Source organism: Streptomyces sp. NBC_00726, from assembly GCF_045161735.1.
Taxonomy (GTDB): Bacteria; Actinomycetota; Actinomycetes; order Streptomycetales; family Streptomycetaceae; genus Streptomyces.
In genome coordinates, this window is the sequence record NZ_CP108983.1 from 1,250,010 (window position 1) to 1,266,122 (window position 16,113).

The following is a 16,113-nucleotide window of genomic DNA, read 5'->3' on the forward strand; positions in this document are numbered from 1 at the left end:
CGCCCGCCCGATCGGGTGGATTCCCGGGGACGCCCGGCTTCCGCCGCCCCGGGCCGGGGCCCGCTTGCGACAGTGAGGCCCGCGCCTGTGCGCCTCCCCGTATCCGGATCGAAGGGCTCCGCCATGCCTCTCCTGTCCCGCACCGCCGCCGCGAGCGAGCCGGCCGGCTCCCCCGACAGCCGCCGCCCGCGCCGCCGCGCCGCGCTCGTCGCCGCCACGGCGGGGCTCGCCGTCCTGGCGGTGGGCACGCCCGTCGCATACGCGACGCTCGGCTCGGGCGCCTCGCCGGAGCCGCGCCCGGCAGTGGCGGGAGCCGTGCGGGGGAAGGACTACATCGAGACCCGGCTGCTCTTCGGCACCGAACGCCCGGACGGCGGGCCGGTGGTGACCGACCGGCAGTTCCTCGCCTTCATCGACGAGGAGGTCACCCCGCGCTTCCCGAACGGGCTGACCATCCAGGACGGCCGGGGCCAGTGGCGCGACTCCCACGGCGTCATCGAGCGCGAGCGCAGCTACGAGCTGACCCTGCTCTACCCGGCCTCCGAGGCCCGGCTGCGCGGCCGCCAGATCGAGCGCATCCGCGACGCGTACGAGAAGGAGTACGCCCAGGACTCGGTGGGCCGCCTGGAGGAGCGGCTGACTGCCGACTTCTGAGGGGCGCGTCCCCGCGCCGGTCGTACGGGGACGGGCCGGCACCCTGGCCGCCGTACGCCGCCGGCTGCGCGAGGTGCGCCACCCCGTGCAGCCCGAATCCGGCCAGGACGGTACGGAAGAAGGGACTGCGGCCGCCCGTGCGGGCCCCGTCGGCGGCGGCCGCGATGAGCACGCCCATCAGGCCGATGGCCGTGTTCACCTCACGCTGCGAGAGGTCCGCCCGGTCCCACAATCGGCATCCCCGACACCGGTTCGCCGCGCGGGGACCTGATCGCGCCGACCGAGCAGGTGGCCGCCCTGGTCACCGGCGTACGAACGCGGGCGGTGGTGCGGGCCCTGACCTCGGGGACGAGCCCGTGCCGGACGGGTTCGCCGCCGGGGGCTCCTCAGCCGCCGGTCAGCGCCAGGAGCGCGCCGACCGGGTCGTGGCCGGGGGCGGCGCGCGGCCACCACTCGTCCTGGCCCGGGTCCGACTCGTAGCCGTACCAGCGGCCGTCGCGGCCGAAGCGGAGCTGGAGGGCGCCGCCGGGGTGCGTGAGGTGGTTGCGCCAGGGCTGGAAGCGGGGGAAGCCGGCGGCGGCGAGGGCCGGGCGGGCGCGGTCGAACGGGCCGGCCGGGGGGTCCCACGAGGTCTCCAGGACCGCGAGCCCCTCGGCCTCGCCCTGCCGCCAGGCGGCCACTGCGCGGGCCAGGTCCGTGGTGTTGCGGCCGGTGGCGGAGGCCAGCTCCCGGTAGAGGGCCCGGGTCATCGCGGTGAGCCCGGCGGTGGGTCCGGCGGCGGCGAGACGGACGGCGTCCTGCCAGGTGGTGAGTCCGGCGAGCGGGTCGTGGCCGGTGGTCAGCAGGGCGTGGGCGCGGGCCGCCGCGTCGGTGGCGAGCTGGTCCAGGGCGAGCGGGTCCCGGGCGCCGGGGAGGACGGGGTAGGCGGGCGGGCGGCCCGGATGCGGGTCGACGGGGAAGGGCGCGGGCAGCGGGGGCAGGAAGCGGCCGGCCAGCGCCTCTTCGGCGGGGACGGACGGGGTGTCGGGGGCGGGGGGCCGCTCCCGGGCGGAGTGCGCGGCGTTGCGCCGGGCCAGCTCGTCCAGCAGCTCGCGCTCGCCCCGGCCGCGCAGCAGGAGCAGGACGAACGGGTCGGTGTCCAGCAGGAGGGCCATCTGGTAGCTGAGGGCGGCGACGTGCTTGCAGGGCCTGCCCCGGTCGGGGCAGGTGCAGGCGGGGCCGAGGTCGCCGGGGGCGGGCAGCAGGGTCATCCCGGCCTCGGTCGCCGTGTCGGCCAGGGAGTGCGGCATCTCCTTGGCGAGGAGCGCGGCGAGGTGGCCGGGGCGGGCGGCGACCGCGTCGAGCAGGGTGTCCCAGTCGGGGTCGGTGAACGTGCGCAGCCGCAGCTCCGCGCGGTACGGGCGGGGCCGGCTGCCGTGCACATACGCGACGACGTGCCCCGGGGTGACGGTGATCGCGGCGACGTGGCCGCCGTCCGCGTAGTCCCGGCCCCGGGCGAGACGGGGGCCGTCCATCGACAGGGATTCGAGCGCCGCCACCCAGGCCCGGCCCCACCAGCTCTCCGCGAACGGCTCGCCCTCCCCGGACGTGCGCGCCGGGACGGCCTCGAAGGTGCGCCGCAAGTCGTCGGGGCCGGGGCGGGAGCGGGCGCCGGGGCGGGTGGTCTCCGGGCGGGCGGCGAGCGGTCCGGTGGTGGGGCGGGGGGCGCCGGTGCGGCGGGGGGCGGGGCTCATGACGGCCTCCGGAGGGAGACGAGGTCGGCCAGGTCGCGGTCACTCAGCTCGGTGAGCGCGCTCTCGCCGCTGCCGAGGACGGCGTCGGCGAGGGCCCGCTTGGCGAGCAGCATCTCGCCGATCCGGTCCTCCACCGTGCCCTCGGCGATCAGCCGGTGCACCTGGACGGGCTGGGTCTGACCGATGCGGTAGGCCCGGTCCGTGGCCTGCTCCTCGACCGCCGGGTTCCACCAGCGGTCGTAGTGGATGACATGGGCGGCCCGGGTGAGGTTGAGTCCGGTGCCCGCCGCCTTGAGGGAGAGCAGGAAGACGGGGACCTCACCGGACTGGAAACGGTCCACCATCCGTTCCCGCTCGGGCACCGGCGTACCGCCGTGCAGGAGCTGGGAGGGGATCGCGCGGGCGGTCAGGTGGGCGGACAGCAGCCGGGCCATCGTCACGTACTGGGTGAAGACGAGCACGGAGCCGTCCTCGGCGAGGATCGTGTCGAGCAGTTCGTCCAGGAGGGCGAGCTTGCCTGAACGTCCGGTGAGCCGGGCGGCGTCCTCCTTCAAATACTGCGCGGGGTGGTTGCAGATCTGCTTGAGCGAGGCGAGCAGCTTCATGATCAGGCCGCGCCGGGCGATGCCCTCGGACGCCTCGATGTACGCCATGGTCTCGCGCACCGTGGCCTCGTACAGCGTGGCCTGCTCGCGGGTGAGGAAGACGGGGTGGTCGGTCTCCGTCTTGGGCGGCAGCTCGGGCGCGATCCCGGGGTCGGACTTCTTGCGGCGCAGCAGGAACGGCCGCACGAGCCGGGACAGCCGCTCCACCGCCTCGTCGTTGCCGAGGCCGGCCGCCGTGCCGGTGTTCTCCACGGTCCGGGCGTGCCGGGCCCGGAACGCCTTGAGCGGGCCGAGCAGTCCCGGCGTGGTCCAGTCGAGCAGCGCCCACAGCTCGGAGAGGTTGTTCTCGACGGGGGTGCCGGTGAGGGCGACGCGCGCCGGGGACGGGATGGTGCGCAGGGCCTTCGCGGTGGAGGAGTGGGGGTTCTTGACGTGCTGCGCCTCGTCGGCGACGACCAGGCCCCAGCCGTGGGCGGCCAGCTCGGCGGCGCTGGAGCGCATCGTGCCGTACGTGGTGAGGACGAAGCCCCGGTCCGCCCCGGCGAGGGTGCGGCCGGTGCCGTGGAACCGGCGCACGGGGACGCCGGGGGCGAAGCGGTTGATCTCGCGGTGCCAGTTGCCCAGCAGGGAGGCGGGGCAGATGACCAGCGTGGGCGCGGGGTGGGCGCGGTGGAGGTGGAGGGCGATCAGGGTGATCGTCTTGCCGAGGCCCATGTCGTCGGCGAGGCAGCCGCCGAGGCCGAGGGCGGTCATCCGGTCCAGCCAGGCCAGCCCGCGCAGCTGGTAGTCCCGGAGGGTGGCGTGGAGTCCGGGCGGCGGGGCGAGCGGGGCGTCGTCGGTGAGGAGGCGGGTGCGCAGCGCCGCGAGCGCCCCGGCGGGGACCGCCTCGACCTGCTCGCCGTCCACCTCGGCGCTGCCGGTCAGGGCGACGGCCAGGGCGTCCACCGGGTCGAGCAGGCCCAGCTCCCGCTTGCGGGCCTTGCGGACCAGCGCGGGGTCCACGACGACCCACTGGTCGCGCAGCCGCACCACGGGGCGGTGGGCCTCGGCGAGCACGTCCATCTCGGCCTCGGTGAGCCGTTCGTCGCCGAGCGAGAGCTGCCAGTTGAAGGCGAAGAGCTGTTCGGCGTCGAAGAACGCGGTGCCGTCCGTGGCCGTGCCGGGCGCGGGCCTGACCACGGCCGCGGCGGTGAGGGTGCGGGCCAGCTCCCGGGGCCAGTGGACGCTGACCCCGGCGGCGGCGAGGCGGCTCCCGGCGGCGCCGAGCAGCTCGTACAGCTCGTCCTCGCCGAGGGCCAGCACATCGGGGACCGGCTGGTCCAGGAGCCGTTCGAGCGGGGCCCAGACGCGGGCGGCGCGGCGCAGGGCGAGCGCGGTGTCGACCCGCGCCCGGGGCCCGAAGGGCTCGCCGGCCTCTCCGGCCCACAGGGCGGCGGCGTCCACCACATAGGTGGGGTCGGCGAGGCTGTGCACCTGGGTGACGGCGGCCGCGGCGTGCCGCTCGGGGGTGCCCGCCGTCGTGTCGGGGCCGGTCGTGTCGAAGAGTTCGTACGCGGAGAGGTCCAGGCGCAGCGACACCCGGACCCCGGCGTCCAGGCCGGAGGCGACCTCGACGGCCCATTCCCGGGCGCCGGGCAGCTGCTGGGGCTCGGCCGCCGCGAAGGGGGCGCCCACGGCGAACGCGGCGGCGGGCGTCCGGGGCAGCGTGTCGGCCACGGCGTCGAGGAAGGCGCCGATCAGCGCCTCGGGATCGGGCAGCCGGGGCGGGGTCGGGCCGGGCAGCGGGACGGCGTGCCCCTCCCAGGGCAGGGCGGCGGCCACCGCGCGCAGGTGGGCGACGTCCCCGGCGTCGCGCGGGCCGGCCCGCCAGGCGTCGTGGTCGTCGGCGGTCAGCCCGGGGAGCATGCGGCCGCCGGCCACCAGGTGCAGCGCGTGCAGGGCGGCGGCGCCCCAGGCGCGGGTCGCCGGGTGGGCGGAGCGGAGGTGGCGGGCGCGGGCGAGCAGGGGCAGGGCGTCGGCGACGGTGAGCAGGAGCGCGGGCACGGACTGCGGGCGGACCGCGCCCTCGGCACCGTACGGCCGGACGACCGTGATCTCCTCGCTCCGGGCGCCTTCGATCTCGGGGAGCGGGGCGTCGAGCGGGTCCCAGAAGGCGACCCGGCCCCGGCGCGGCGGCGTACCGGGCAGGAAGACGGCGGCGCAGCGCGGCAGACGGCTGTCGTCCGCGTCCTGCGGCGGCGGTGCGGTGCTCACCGGTCCCTCCCCTCACGCGCTTCGTCCCTGGTCAGCACGGACGGCCCGGACTGATCCCACTGCTCCGCGAGTCTAGGCGGGAGGTCTGACAACGCCCCGGACAAGGGCCCGGCCGCCGCCGTCCCCGCAGCTCGTACGGGTCGGACGGCGGCCGGGGAGCGGCCGCGCGGAGCGGTCAGTGGTGGGCGTACGGCCGCGAAGAGGCGGCCGGACGCGGGTCCGGCGTACCGGAGTCCGAGGGCCGTGTGCCATCTGCGGCGGGCGCACCGGAGTCCCCGGCCGGCCCCGCCCGCGCACCGGAGTCCGGCGTCTGCGCGACCTCGGGGGCGGGCGCCACCGGCGCCCCCTGCTGGGCCCGTTCCAGGAAGCGCAGCAGTTCCACCGGGAACGGCAGCACCAGCGTGGAGTTCTTCTCGGCCGCGACGGCCACCACGGTCTGGAGCAGTCGCAGCTGGAGCGCGGCCGGCTGGGCGGACATCTCGGAGGCCGCCTCGGCCAGCTTCTTGGACGCCTGGAGTTCCGCGTCCGCGTTGATGACCCGGGCGCGCCGCTCACGGTCGGCCTCGGCCTGGCGGGCCATGGAGCGTTTCATGGTCTCCGGCAGCGAGACGTCCTTGATCTCGACCCGGTCGATCTGGACGCCCCAGCCGACCGCGGGGCTGTCGATCATCAGCTCCAGGCCCTGGTTCAGCTTCTCCCGGTTGGAGAGGAGGTCGTCCAGATCGCTCTTGCCGATGATGGAACGCAGGGACGTCTGGGCCATCTGCGAGACCGCGAAGCGGTAGTCCTCGACCTCCACGACCGCGCTGGCCGGGTCGACGACCTTGAAGTAGATGACGGCGTCCACCCGGACCGTGACGTTGTCCCGGGTGATCCCGTCCTGGGCCGGCACGGGCATGGTCACGATCTGCATGTTGACCTTGCGCAGCCGGTCGACGACCGGCAGCACCATCGTGAACCCCGGCGGGCGCACCTCGTCGCGGAGCCGGCCCAGTCTGAGGACCACGCCCCGTTCGTACTGCCTGACGACCCTGGCTGCCGCCGCCAGATACAGGGCGCCCGCCGCCACTGCGGCGATCACCGCGATCAAGAGGTCCTGGACCATGACGGCCCCCTGCCAGCCGGATCGACCCCGGCTCTCGGCTGCCTCGCACCCTCTTCGTGCGCTGATACCCGCTAATACCACGGTATGCCCGGTTCCGCTCCGGGGCGAGCCTCCGTGCGTACGCCGGTCGTGGCCGCGCTCCCCCGCCCGGCCGCTTCCCGGATGCCGGGGCCCGGGGAAGCGGGCAGGGTGAGCGGCACCGGCACGTACACCCGCGGTGTGCGTGGTGACGCGACAGACGAGGATCCGCCCATGCCCGTGATCGACCGCCGACGCCGCCGGCTCGGCATCGCCGCCCAGGCCGTGTTCCTGGCCCTCACCGTCGCAGGCTGTTCGGGCCTCGGCCGGACCGCGGTCGGCCCGGTCATCTACACCACCGAGCGGGACGCCGTGGTCGAGGTGAACAGCCCCTCGGTCAAGGGCTGCCACCGGCTCGCCCCGGCCGGTGCGAAGGCGGTGGCCAACGAGACGCTGGTCGACATCGTGCTGTACCGGACGCCCAACTGCACCGGCAAGGGCACGACGTACGTCGCCACGACGTTCTCGGACGTCAACGCGCCGAACGCGCGCCCCTGGCGCAGCTTCAGCACGATCCACTGACGGCCTCTCCCGGCCTCACACCGAGCGGCGCGCGACGAGGGCCGCGCTCAGGTGCTGGAGGTCGGCGGGGCGGGCCGGGGAGAGCCCGGTGAGGCGGTCGATGCGGCGGATGCGGTAGTCGACGGTGTTGGGGTGGACGTGCAGCGCCGCCGCCGCGGCCCGGCGGTCGAGGCCGTGTCCGAGGTACGTCTCCAGCGTGTGCAGCAGCTCCGGCTTGGCGTCCAGCGGGCTCAGCAGCCCCGCGAGCCCGCGCAGTGCCTCGCTGGGCCGGCTCAGCTGGTACTCCAGGAGGACATCGGCCAGCCGGTAGAGGCCGGGGACCCGGCCGGTGCGGGCCACCAGGTCCACGATCTCCCCGTTACGGGCCACCGCCGCGGGCACCCCGTCCGGTGACGCGGTCTCGGCGGCGGCCGTGACGGGGACCCCGGCCGCCCGGGTCGCCTCGGCGATCAGGTCGCACAGCCCGCCGGGCCCGTCCCAGCGCGGCGGCTCCGCGACGGGCAGCAGCACGGTGCCGCCGGACGCGTCCAGGGCGGTCAGCGCGGGCGTCCCGGCGAACCGGTCGAGGGTCGTCCGGATGCGCCGTATCTTCCGCCGGGCGGCCACGCCCGCGCCCGCCCCGGAGCCGGACGCGGGACCGGGGCCGGACGCGAAACCGGCCCCGCGCGGCAGCCCCGCCCCTGTCTCGTCCGGGTGCGGGGCCAGCGCGAGCGTCATCGTCAGATAGCGGGCGGCCGGGCGCAGGCCGGTGCGGCGGGTGAAGCCGTCCAGGTCCTCACCGGTCAGCAGCGCGGCCATCAGCGCGTGCCGGCCGCCGTGCTCCTGGCTGTCCAGGATCTGCCGGGCCTCCAGATAGGCGCCGCTCACCGCGGAGGTCAGCTGCTGCTGGAGCACGAGGATGCGGTCCATGATCTCCAGCACGGCGGGCAGGTCCCCGGGCCCGGCGTCCTGCGCGGTCTCCTCCCAGCACATCGCGACGCCCACCTGGTAGGCGGTGAGGATGGCATCCAGCGGCACGCCCTCCTCGGCGCGCTGGGCCGCCGAGTCGCGCTGCTGGGCGAGTTCGCCGTCGGTGGCGGCCCTGCGGTGTTCGAGAACGTCCGCGAAGAGCCGCAGATTGTGCTGGACGATGTCCGCGATGTCGCCCGCGATCTCCTCGTGCGGCAGCTCCGCGTAGACCGGGAGGTCACTGAGAAGACGGGCGACCACCCGGGTGGTCAGGGCGGGGACACGGGCCCGCAGCCGTATCGCCACCGGGCGTCCGGCGATGGCCAACGGCCGCTGTCCGGCGGCCCGTTCTTTGTCACGCGTCACAAAAGCCCCCGGCGAAGTCTGCGTTACCCACCAGTTAAACGACGGCGTTCGAGTCTGCATGATGACCGGCGACACCCGCCATGCCCCCACTCATAGCGCACCGGAGGTCGTCATGAACTCGTCCCGTAACAAGACGTTCTGTCGTACGGTCAGAGGAGCCGCCACCGCCGCCGCCCTGGCCTCCCTGGCCGTCGGCGCCACCGCGTCCGGCGCCTGGGCGGCGAGCGCCGACGACCCCGTGCAGTATGTGGCGCTCGGCGACTCGATGGCCTCGGGGCCGCTCATCCCGGGCATCACGGGACCGCTGGCCTGCGGCCGCTCCACCCACAACTACGCGCACGAGCTGGCGGCGAGCATCGGCGCCTCGCTGCGTGACGTCACATGCAGCGGGGCCCAGTCCAAGCACATGACGGAGAAGCAGTCGCTGTCGCTGCTCGACGTGCCGATGGGCTCGGCGGCGCCCCAGTTCGACGCGCTGCGCGCCGACACCGACCTGGTGACCCTCACCATCGGCGGCAACGACGCCGGTCTCGTCGGCATCGCGCAGGACTGCATGCAGCTCGACCCGACCGCGACCCCGTGCAAGGACAAGCTGACCGAGGGCGGGGTCGACCAGGTGGCGCAGCGGATCGACGCGTTCGCGCCGCGCCTCGGAGCCGTACTGGACGGAATCCATCAGCGGTCGCCGCAGGCCAGGGTCCTGGTGACGGGGTACGGGCTCTACATCAAGCCGGGCGGCTGCTGGCCGTTGCAGCCCGTGCTGCCGGTCGACGCGGACTTCCTCCAGGGCAGCGTGAACCGGATGAACGCGGTGATCGCCGAGCAGAGCGCCGCGCACGGCGCCGAGTACATCGACGTCGCCACGCCGAGCCAGGGCCACGACTCCTGCCAGGCCCCGTCCGACAAGTGGGTCGAGGGGTACGTGCCGACCGCCCTGGCCGCCCCGCTGCACCCGAACCAGCGGGGTGAGGCCGCCTACGCGCGCATCATCGGCGCCCACCTCCAGGGGAGCTGACCCGTGCGGCAGCGGATGCTCAGCGGACTGCCGGCGGTGGCGCTCGGCACGGCCGCGCTCCTCGCCCCGCCCGCCCACGCGGCCCCGGCGGGCTCCTCCCCGGCACGGGGGCTGCGACCCGCCGGCACCCGCCGAGTGCCTGCTGCCGTTCCCCAGCGACTGGTACACCCGGCCGGACCCGCGCACCGACACGGGCCGCCGGGTGGCCTGGACCGGATCTACGGCGACTTCGACACGTACGTACGGGAGGGGCTGAAGCTCGACGCGGCGACGGTGGCGGCGCTGCGGGCGAAGCTGCTCACCGACTGACTCAGCAGCCCGGGTAGCGGTCCTGCGGCCACTCGACGGCGTGCGCGAACTCCAGGCACAGGTCGTCGGCCACCTCGGCGATCACCCCGCGTCCCTCCGTCAGCACCAGCCAGTGCGGCGGGAGGCGGGTGTCGCCGTGGTGGGCACCCAGCAGATTGCCGCAGACCGCGCCGGTGGAGTCGCTGTCGCCGGAGTGGTTGACCGAGAGCAGCAGGGCCTCGGCGACCTGGTCCGCGCCGGGCAGGACGAGCGCGCAGTACACCGCGATGGCCAGCGCCTCCTCGGCCACCCAGCCCTGGCCCAGGGACTCCACCTTCTCGGCGCTCGGCCCGCCCCGCGCGGCCAGGTCGACGGCCGCGCGCAGGGCGGCGGTGGTCTCCTCGTGGCCCCGGTGCCGGGCGAGCAGTTCCATGGCCCGCAGTACGGCGCCGGGCAGCGAGTCGCCCTCCAGGAGGTAGCCGACGATCGCCGCGAGCGCCCCGGCCGCGTGGGCGCCGGTGGGGTGGCCGTGGGTGATCTGCGCGCACCGGGCGGCGAGCGCGAAGCCGGTGGCCGGGTCCTCGCCGGTCAGGCCGAAGGGCGCGGACCGCATGACCGTGCCGCAGCCCTTGGACCCGGTGTTGACCGGCCCGGGCTCACCGACCGGGCCCCTCGGGTCCGGGATGTGCCCGGCGGCGAGGCCGGTCAGGCAGGCGTTCCCGGGGGCGCGGCGGGCGTACAGCCAGGGCTGCTGCCGGAGCCATCCGTTGCGTACGGGATGCCCGGCCGGGGCGGCGGGCGGCGTCGGATGGTTCTGGGTGTCCAGCCAGCGCAGGTACGCGTTCCTGACGATGCCCGTCTCCGCGCCGCCGATGCCCTTGGACATGGCCCGGGAGTGCGCCCGGATCAGCCCCTCCGCGGTGAACAGCGTCATCTGGGTGTCGTCCGTGATCCGGCCGACGACCCCTTCGTCGTCCGGGGTCAGGCCGCGTACGCCCCGCTCGCCGTGCGCGCGCCGGATGCCCGCGAGCGACAGGAATTCGACCGGGTTGCCCAGGGCGTCCCCGATCGCCCCGCCCAGCAGACATCCGCGCACCCTGGCCCGGCGGACCGCCGCGCCCGCCCCTGTCGTCGTACCGGTCACCGTCGGCCCCCGCCCTCTCGTACCGCACCTGTCCGGCCGTGGGTCCATGCTGGTAGGGAGGCGATGCCATGCGTACCGGCAATGAACCGACGACCGCCCGCAGTCCGCTGCGGATGCGGCTCTGGCTGAGTCTATGGGGCCTGGCCTGGGCCGTCTTCGGCGTGACGGCCTTCGCCGTGAACGGCCGCACCGGCTGGGCGGTCGTCTGCGGGGTGCTGCTCGTCCTGGTCCTGGCGGACCTGTGCGTGGTCGTACACCGCCTGCGCCAGGGCGCGCACTATCAGCCGGGCCGCTCGATCCCGCCGTACGACCCCGACCACGGGCCGCGCGGCGGCAAGGGCCCGCCGCCGGGCACGCCCTAGCCGTCGAAGCGGGCGGCGCGCAGATACTCCGGCTTGGGGTCGAGCGCCGCCGCCAGCCGGAAGTGGCGGGTGGCGCGTTCGGGGTGGCCGGAGCGTTCGAAGGTGCGGGCGAGGGCGAAGTGCGCGAAGGCGTTGTCCGGTTCGCGCTCCAGCACCAGCTCGAATTCCAGCTCGGCGGGGCGCAGCTGCGCCGCCGCGAAGAAGGCGCGGGCGCGCAGCAGCCGGGCGGCGGTGTTCTCGGGGTGCGCGGCGATCACCGCGTCGAGCAGCCGCACGGCGCCCCGGGGATCACGCGCGGCAAGCAGCTGCTCGGCCGCGCGGAAGTCGATGACGTCGGTTTCCGGGGTCCTCTCGGGCACGCTGGCATCCTTCCCTGGTCCGTCCCGGGGTGAACACGGGGGCGGCTGAGGGTATTCCGGTACGGCTGCGGGGCAGGCCCGGGGAGGCTGCGGGTATTCCGGTACGCCTCCGGGGCAGGCCCCTGGCTCAGCCCTTCGCCGTCGCCCGGCGGCTCAGCTCCGACCAGACCTCGCGGACCCGGGCCGTCAGCTCCTCGACCGGGCCGTCGTTGTCGATGACCAGGTCGGCGACGGCGCGCCGCTGCTCGCGGGTGGCCTGGGCGGCCATCCGGGCGCGGGCGTCCTCCTCGGTCATGCCGCGCAGCCGGACGAGCCGGTCGAGCTGGGTCTCCGGAGCGGCGTCGACCACGATGACCAGGTCGTAGAGGGGGGCGAGGCCGTTCTCGGTGAGGAGGGGGACGTCGTGGACGACCACGGAGTCCGGTCCGGCGGCCTTCTCCAGTTCGGCGGAGCGCTCGCGGACCAGGGGGTGGACGATCGCGTTGAGCGCGGCGAGGCGGTCCGGGTCGGCGAAGACGATCGCGCCGAGCGCGGGCCGGTCCAGGGCGCCGTCCGGGGTCAGGATACCGGGTCCGAACTCCTCGGCCACGGCGGCGAGTCCGGGGGTGCCGGGCTCGACCACCTCGCGGGCGATGCGGTCCGAGTCGATGAGGACGGCACCATGGCCGACGAGCAGCCGGGACACTTCGCTCTTACCGGCTCCGATGCCCCCGGTCAGGCCCACGTTCAGCATGCCCGGCAGCCTAGTGCCCGCCGCCTTCACGCGGTGCGCGGGGCAGCGGGCACGAGGACGGGGCGACGCTCAGGCGTCGCCCTCGCGTTCGGCGAGGAACTTCTCGAATTCGAGGCCGATCTCGTCGGCCGACGGCAGGTCCGCCGGTTCGGCGACCAGATTGCCCCGGGTCTCCGCGCCCGCGACCGCGTCGTACTGGTGCTCAAGGCCCTCGACCAGCGAGACCAGTTCCTCGTCGCCCTGGCCGATCTGGCGGTCGATCTCCGTCTGGGTGCGGTGCGCCTCGGTGCGCAGGGCGTGCGCGACGGACGGCAGGACCAGGCCGGTCGCGGCGGTGATCGCCTCCAGCGCGGTGAGCGCCGCGTCCGGGTAGGCGGAGCGGGCGACGTAGTGCGGCACATGGGCGGCGACGCCGAGCACATCGTGGCCGGCCTCCATCAGCCGGTACTCGACCAGCGCCTCGGCGGAGCCGGGGACCTGCGCCTCCTCGAAGGGGCTGCGGTGTCCTGGCGTGAGGTCGGTGCGGTTGCCGTGCGGGGTGATGCCGACCGGGCGGGTGTGCGGGACGCCCATCGGGATGCCGTGGAAGTTGACCGCGAGGCGGACGCCCAGCCGCTCGACCACCTGCTCGACGGCGGCGGCGAACCTCTCCCACTCCACGTCGGGCTCGGGCCCGGACAGCAGCAGGAACGGCGCCCCCGTGGCGTCCTGGACGACGCGGACCTCCAGGGCGGGTGTCTCGTACGCCGCCCAGCGGTCCCGCTTGAACGTCAGCAGCGGACGCCGGGCGCGGTAGTCGATCAGGCGGTCGTGGTCGAAGCGGGCCACGACCTGGTGCGGCAGCGATTCGAGCAGGCCGTCCACGATCTGCTCGCCCGTCTCACCCGCGTCGATGTAGCCCTCGAAGTGGTAGAGCATGACCAGGCCGGCCGACTCCTGGGCGAGCGCCATGTCGACCACAGCCAGGCCCTTCGGCTCCCATTCGTACAAACTCTGCGGATCAGGCACGGTTACCGCTCCTCCTTGTGTTCCTGGAGAAGAACGCCCGGGGTACCCCGCTCATTCCCCGTACGCGCGCTTTCACGCCGGAAACACATGAGGCCCGCTCCCCGAAGGGAGCGGGCCTCACGGTCACTTACCTACCGCGGCCGATGACCGGCCGGAGGGACAGAGCGTCAGCTCTGGCCGCCCGCCAGCTTCTCGCGGAGCGCGGCCAGGGCCTCGTCCGACGCCAGGGCGCCGGAGTTGTCCGAGGACTCCGAGGAGTAGGAGCCGCCCGTGCCACCCGAGGCGGCCTGCGTGTTGCCGGCGGGGGCGGCAGCGCCCTCGGCGGCAGCGGCCTCGTCGGCCTCGCGGGACTTGATGACCTGGGCCTGGTGCTGCTCGAAGCGCTGCTGCGCCTCGGCGTACTGGGTCTCCCAGACCTCGCGCTGAGCCTCGAAGCCCTCGAGCCAGTCGTTGGTCTCGGGGTCGAAGCCCTCGGGGTAGATGTAGTTGCCCTGGTCGTCGTAGGACGCGGCCATGCCGTACAGGGTCGGGTCGAACTCGACCGAGGCCGGGTCGCCGCCGAACGCCTCGTTGGCCTGCTTCAGCGAGAGGCTGATGCGACGGCGCTCAAGGTCGATGTCGATGACCTTGACGAAGATCTCGTCGTTGACCTGGACGACCTGCTCCGGGATCTCCACGTGGCGCTCGGCCAGCTCGGAGATGTGGACCAGGCCCTCGATGCCCTCGTCCACACGGACGAACGCACCGAACGGAACGAGCTTGGTGACCTTACCGGGGACGACCTGCCCGATCTGGTGCGTACGGGCGAACTGCTGCCACGGGTCTTCCTGCGTCGCCTTGAGCGACAGCGAGACGCGCTCGCGGTCCATGTCGACGTCGAGGACCTCGACGGTGACCTCCTGGCCGACCTCGACAACCTCGGAGGGGTGGTCGATGTGCTTCCAGGACAGCTCGGAGACGTGCACCAGACCGTCGACGCCGCCCAGGTCCACGAAGGCACCGAAGTTGACGATCGAGGAGACGACGCCGGAGCGGACCTGACCCTTCTGGAGGGTCGTGAGGAACGTCTGGCGGACCTCGGACTGGGTCTGCTCAAGCCAGGCACGGCGGGACAGGACCACGTTGTTGCGGTTCTTGTCCAGCTCGATGATCTTGGCTTCGAGCTCCTTGCCCACGTACGGCTGGAGGTCGCGGACGCGACGCATCTCGACCAGCGACGCCGGGAGGAAGCCGCGGAGGCCGATGTCGAGGATGAGGCCACCCTTGACGACCTCGATGACGGTACCGGTGACGATGCCGTCCTCTTCCTTGATCTTCTCGATGGTGCCCCAGGCACGCTCGTACTGAGCGCGCTTCTTCGAGAGGATCAGGCGGCCTTCCTTGTCCTCCTTCTGGAGAACCAGGGCCTCGATCTCGTCACCGACCTTGACGACCTCGTTCGGGTCGACGTCGTGCTTGATCGAGAGCTCGCGGCTCGGGATGACACCTTCGGTCTTGTAACCGATGTCGAGGAGAACCTCGTCCCGGTCAACCTTGACGATGACACCGTCAACGATGTCGCCGTCGTTGAAGTACTTGATCGTCTCGTCGATCGCCGCGAGGAACGCGTCCGCGTCGCCGATGTCGTTGACCGCAACCTGCGGAGTGGTGGCGGTGGTCTCGGTGCTGCTCGTCATGTGGGAAAGGGCTCCGGTACGGACAGTGAGTCGTAGGTACTGCTACGCCGAAAGCCCGTATCGCCTCTGCCTAAGCCGGACAGCCCGGAAAGCGCCAATTCCGTGACCGGCTGGCGCCTCGTGAACCGAGGGGACTAGCAACAGATGCGAGCGCGGCCTGCTAGGTCTGAGGAGCGCAGGCTCGCAGCGCAACTTGTAGCATACGGGGGCAGCAGGGCACGGTCAATGCGCGAAGGCGGGCACCACGGGCGGAAAGCCCCATATCCGGCACAACTCGGGTTCACCGAGGCCAGATCGTGTCCGGCGACGTCCGGACACACCGGTGCAGCGCTGCGCAGGCCCCCTTGGTACGTACCGCGTACGACGGGGTGAAGGCAAACTACAACGACGGACACGATGAGCCAAGAGATGTACGCCGCCGAACCCGAGGCGACCCGCCGCGGCGCCGGGACCGCCGAGAGCAGCCGGGCCAGCCGGGGCTGGTGGGACCGCAACGCCGACGAGTACCAGAGCGACCACGGCGCCTTCCTCGGCGACGACCGCTTCGTCTGGGGCCCCGAGGGCCTGGACGAGGAGACCGCCGGGCTGCTCGGCCCCGCCGCCGCGCTGAAGGGGCTCGACGTCCTGGAGATCGGCGCCGGCGCGGCACAGTGCTCCCGCTGGCTGGCCGCGCAGGGCGCCCGCCCCGTCGCCCTGGACCTCTCGCACCGCCAGCTCCAGCACGCCCTGCGGATCGGCGAGGACGTCCCGCTGGTCGAGGCGGACGCCGGCCGGCTGCCGTTCCGCACCGCTTCCTTCGACCTGGCCTGCTCCGCCTACGGCGCGGTGCCGTTCGTCGCCGACCCGGTCCAGGTCTTCCGCGAGGTCCACCGGGTGCTGCGCCCCGACGGCCGCTGGGTCTTCTCCGTGACGCACCCCGTCCGCTGGGCCTTCCCGGACGAGCCGGGCCCCGAGGGCCTGTCGGTGGCCGCCTCCTACTTCGACCGCACGCCCTACGTCGAGCAGGACGAGCAGGGCGACGCGGTCTACGTCGAGCACCACCGCACGCTGGGCGACCGCATCCGGGACGTGGTCGCGGGCGGCTTCCGGCTGGTGGACCTGGTCGAGCCGGAGTGGCCCGCCTGGAACGACCAGGAGTGGGGCGGCTGGTCCCCGCTGCGCGGCAACCTGATCCCGGGGACCGCGATCTTCGTCTGCGTACGGGACTAGGGCCTGATCCAGAGGACAGTCCCTGAGCCACCGGCCGGTTCGGGACGCGGGCGGC

General features: G+C 74.0%; 15 protein-coding genes. 6 read left to right on the top strand and 9 right to left on the bottom strand.

Translation table 11 applies throughout. From position 1 onward, the window contains the following. Positions 1 to 123 precede the first annotated feature (123 nt). Positions 124 to 654 (top strand): DUF3574 domain-containing protein, encoded by a 531-nt coding sequence (locus tag OG338_RS05615; protein WP_405936257.1) that lies wholly within the window; start codon positions 124 to 126, stop codon positions 652 to 654. Between the two features lie 386 nt (positions 655 to 1,040). On the opposite strand, the gene OG338_RS05620 is transcribed toward OG338_RS05615, so the two are convergent. From OG338_RS05620 to OG338_RS05630, 3 genes are all read right to left on the bottom strand, one after another. Continuing rightward, a complete protein-coding gene (locus tag OG338_RS05620; RefSeq protein ID WP_405936258.1) occupies positions 1,041 to 2,387 on the bottom strand; it encodes an SWIM zinc finger family protein in 1,347 nt (448 codons plus the stop codon). Then, positions 2,384 to 5,245, bottom strand: coding sequence for an SNF2-related protein (locus OG338_RS05625; RefSeq protein ID WP_405936259.1), 2,862 nt, complete (start codon positions 5,243 to 5,245; stop codon positions 2,384 to 2,386). The genes OG338_RS05620 and OG338_RS05625 overlap by 4 nt, the downstream gene beginning before the upstream one ends. Before the next feature lie 175 nt (positions 5,246 to 5,420). Continuing rightward, positions 5,421 to 6,350 (bottom strand): slipin family protein, encoded by a 930-nt coding sequence (locus tag OG338_RS05630; protein ID WP_405936260.1) that lies wholly within the window; start codon positions 6,348 to 6,350, stop codon positions 5,421 to 5,423. Between the two features lie 252 nt (positions 6,351 to 6,602). Here OG338_RS05630 and OG338_RS05635 point away from each other — a divergent pair, with 252 nt between their 5' ends. Further along, positions 6,603 to 6,950: a hypothetical protein gene (locus OG338_RS05635; RefSeq protein ID WP_405936261.1), complete on the top strand. Its 348-nt coding sequence runs from the start codon at positions 6,603 to 6,605 to the stop codon at positions 6,948 to 6,950. A 15-nt stretch (positions 6,951 to 6,965) separates the two neighbouring features. Here OG338_RS05635 and OG338_RS05640 read toward each other — a convergent pair whose 3' ends face one another. Next, positions 6,966 to 8,225: a PucR family transcriptional regulator gene (locus OG338_RS05640; protein ID WP_405940325.1), complete on the bottom strand. Its 1,260-nt coding sequence runs from the start codon at positions 8,223 to 8,225 to the stop codon at positions 6,966 to 6,968. 151 nt (positions 8,226 to 8,376) lie between these two features. Between OG338_RS05640 and OG338_RS05645 the strand changes: the two genes are divergently transcribed. Both OG338_RS05645 and OG338_RS05650 read left to right on the top strand, forming a co-directional pair. Continuing rightward, the gene (locus OG338_RS05645) at positions 8,377 to 9,279 is read left to right on the top strand and encodes an SGNH/GDSL hydrolase family protein (RefSeq protein ID WP_405936262.1); all 903 of its coding nucleotides are present in this window, start codon (positions 8,377 to 8,379) and stop codon (positions 9,277 to 9,279) included. 3 nt (positions 9,280 to 9,282) lie between these two features. Continuing rightward, the gene (locus OG338_RS05650; protein ID WP_405936263.1) at positions 9,283 to 9,588 is read left to right on the top strand and encodes a hypothetical protein; all 306 of its coding nucleotides are present in this window, start codon (positions 9,283 to 9,285) and stop codon (positions 9,586 to 9,588) included. A 1-nt stretch (position 9,589) separates the two neighbouring features. Here the strand turns inward: OG338_RS05650 and OG338_RS05655 are convergent, their stop codons facing one another. Continuing rightward, positions 9,590 to 10,759: an ADP-ribosylglycohydrolase family protein gene (locus tag OG338_RS05655; RefSeq protein ID WP_405936264.1), complete on the bottom strand. Its 1,170-nt coding sequence runs from the start codon at positions 10,757 to 10,759 to the stop codon at positions 9,590 to 9,592. Between the two features lie 20 nt (positions 10,760 to 10,779). Between OG338_RS05655 and OG338_RS05660 the strand changes: the two genes are divergently transcribed. Further along, complete coding sequence (locus OG338_RS05660) at positions 10,780 to 11,073, top strand: DUF6343 family protein (RefSeq protein WP_405936265.1); 294 nt, start codon at positions 10,780 to 10,782, stop codon at positions 11,071 to 11,073. On the opposite strand, the gene OG338_RS05665 is transcribed toward OG338_RS05660, so the two are convergent. The 4 genes from OG338_RS05665 to rpsA form a co-directional block, all read right to left on the bottom strand. Further along, entirely contained in the window at positions 11,070 to 11,432 is a 363-nt protein-coding gene (locus OG338_RS05665; protein WP_405936266.1) for a tetratricopeptide repeat protein, read from the bottom strand. The genes OG338_RS05660 and OG338_RS05665 overlap by 4 nt on opposite strands. A gap of 127 nt (positions 11,433 to 11,559) precedes the next feature. Then, on the bottom strand, positions 11,560 to 12,165 hold the full coding sequence (gene coaE, locus OG338_RS05670; RefSeq protein ID WP_405936267.1) for a dephospho-CoA kinase: 606 nt from the start codon (positions 12,163 to 12,165) through the stop codon (positions 11,560 to 11,562). A gap of 69 nt (positions 12,166 to 12,234) precedes the next feature. Then, positions 12,235 to 13,173, bottom strand: coding sequence for a PAC2 family protein (locus tag OG338_RS05675; protein ID WP_405936268.1), 939 nt, complete (start codon positions 13,171 to 13,173; stop codon positions 12,235 to 12,237). Between the two features lie 167 nt (positions 13,174 to 13,340). Further along, a complete protein-coding gene (gene rpsA, locus OG338_RS05680) occupies positions 13,341 to 14,849 on the bottom strand; it encodes a 30S ribosomal protein S1 (RefSeq protein WP_361029416.1) in 1,509 nt (502 codons plus the stop codon). A gap of 408 nt (positions 14,850 to 15,257) precedes the next feature. On the opposite strand from rpsA, the gene OG338_RS05685 reads away from it, so the two are divergent. Further along, entirely contained in the window at positions 15,258 to 16,058 is an 801-nt protein-coding gene (locus tag OG338_RS05685) for a class I SAM-dependent methyltransferase (RefSeq protein ID WP_405940326.1), read from the top strand. Positions 16,059 to 16,113 lie beyond the last annotated feature (55 nt).

Bases quoted from the DNA above. Each gene is read 5' to 3' on its own strand.
- OG338_RS05645 (WP_405936262.1), top strand. From the start codon at position 8,377: ATGAACTCGTCCCGTAACAAGACGTTCTGTCGTACGGTCAGAGGAGCC.
- OG338_RS05615 (WP_405936257.1), top strand. From the start codon at position 124: ATGCCTCTCCTGTCCCGCACCGCCGCCGCGAGCGAGCCGGCCGGCTCC.
- OG338_RS05630 (WP_405936260.1), bottom strand. From the start codon at position 6,350: ATGGTCCAGGACCTCTTGATCGCGGTGATCGCCGCAGTGGCGGCGGGC.
- OG338_RS05660 (WP_405936265.1), top strand. From the start codon at position 10,780: ATGCGTACCGGCAATGAACCGACGACCGCCCGCAGTCCGCTGCGGATG.
- OG338_RS05685 (WP_405940326.1), top strand. From the start codon at position 15,258: ATGTACGCCGCCGAACCCGAGGCGACCCGCCGCGGCGCCGGGACCGCC.
- OG338_RS05655 (WP_405936264.1), bottom strand. From the start codon at position 10,759: ATGGACCCACGGCCGGACAGGTGCGGTACGAGAGGGCGGGGGCCGACG.
- coaE (WP_405936267.1), bottom strand. From the start codon at position 12,165: ATGCTGAACGTGGGCCTGACCGGGGGCATCGGAGCCGGTAAGAGCGAA.
- rpsA (WP_361029416.1), bottom strand. From the start codon at position 14,849: ATGACGAGCAGCACCGAGACCACCGCCACCACTCCGCAGGTTGCGGTC.
- OG338_RS05620 (WP_405936258.1), bottom strand. From the start codon at position 2,387: ATGAGCCCCGCCCCCCGCCGCACCGGCGCCCCCCGCCCCACCACCGGA.
- OG338_RS05635 (WP_405936261.1), top strand. From the start codon at position 6,603: ATGCCCGTGATCGACCGCCGACGCCGCCGGCTCGGCATCGCCGCCCAG.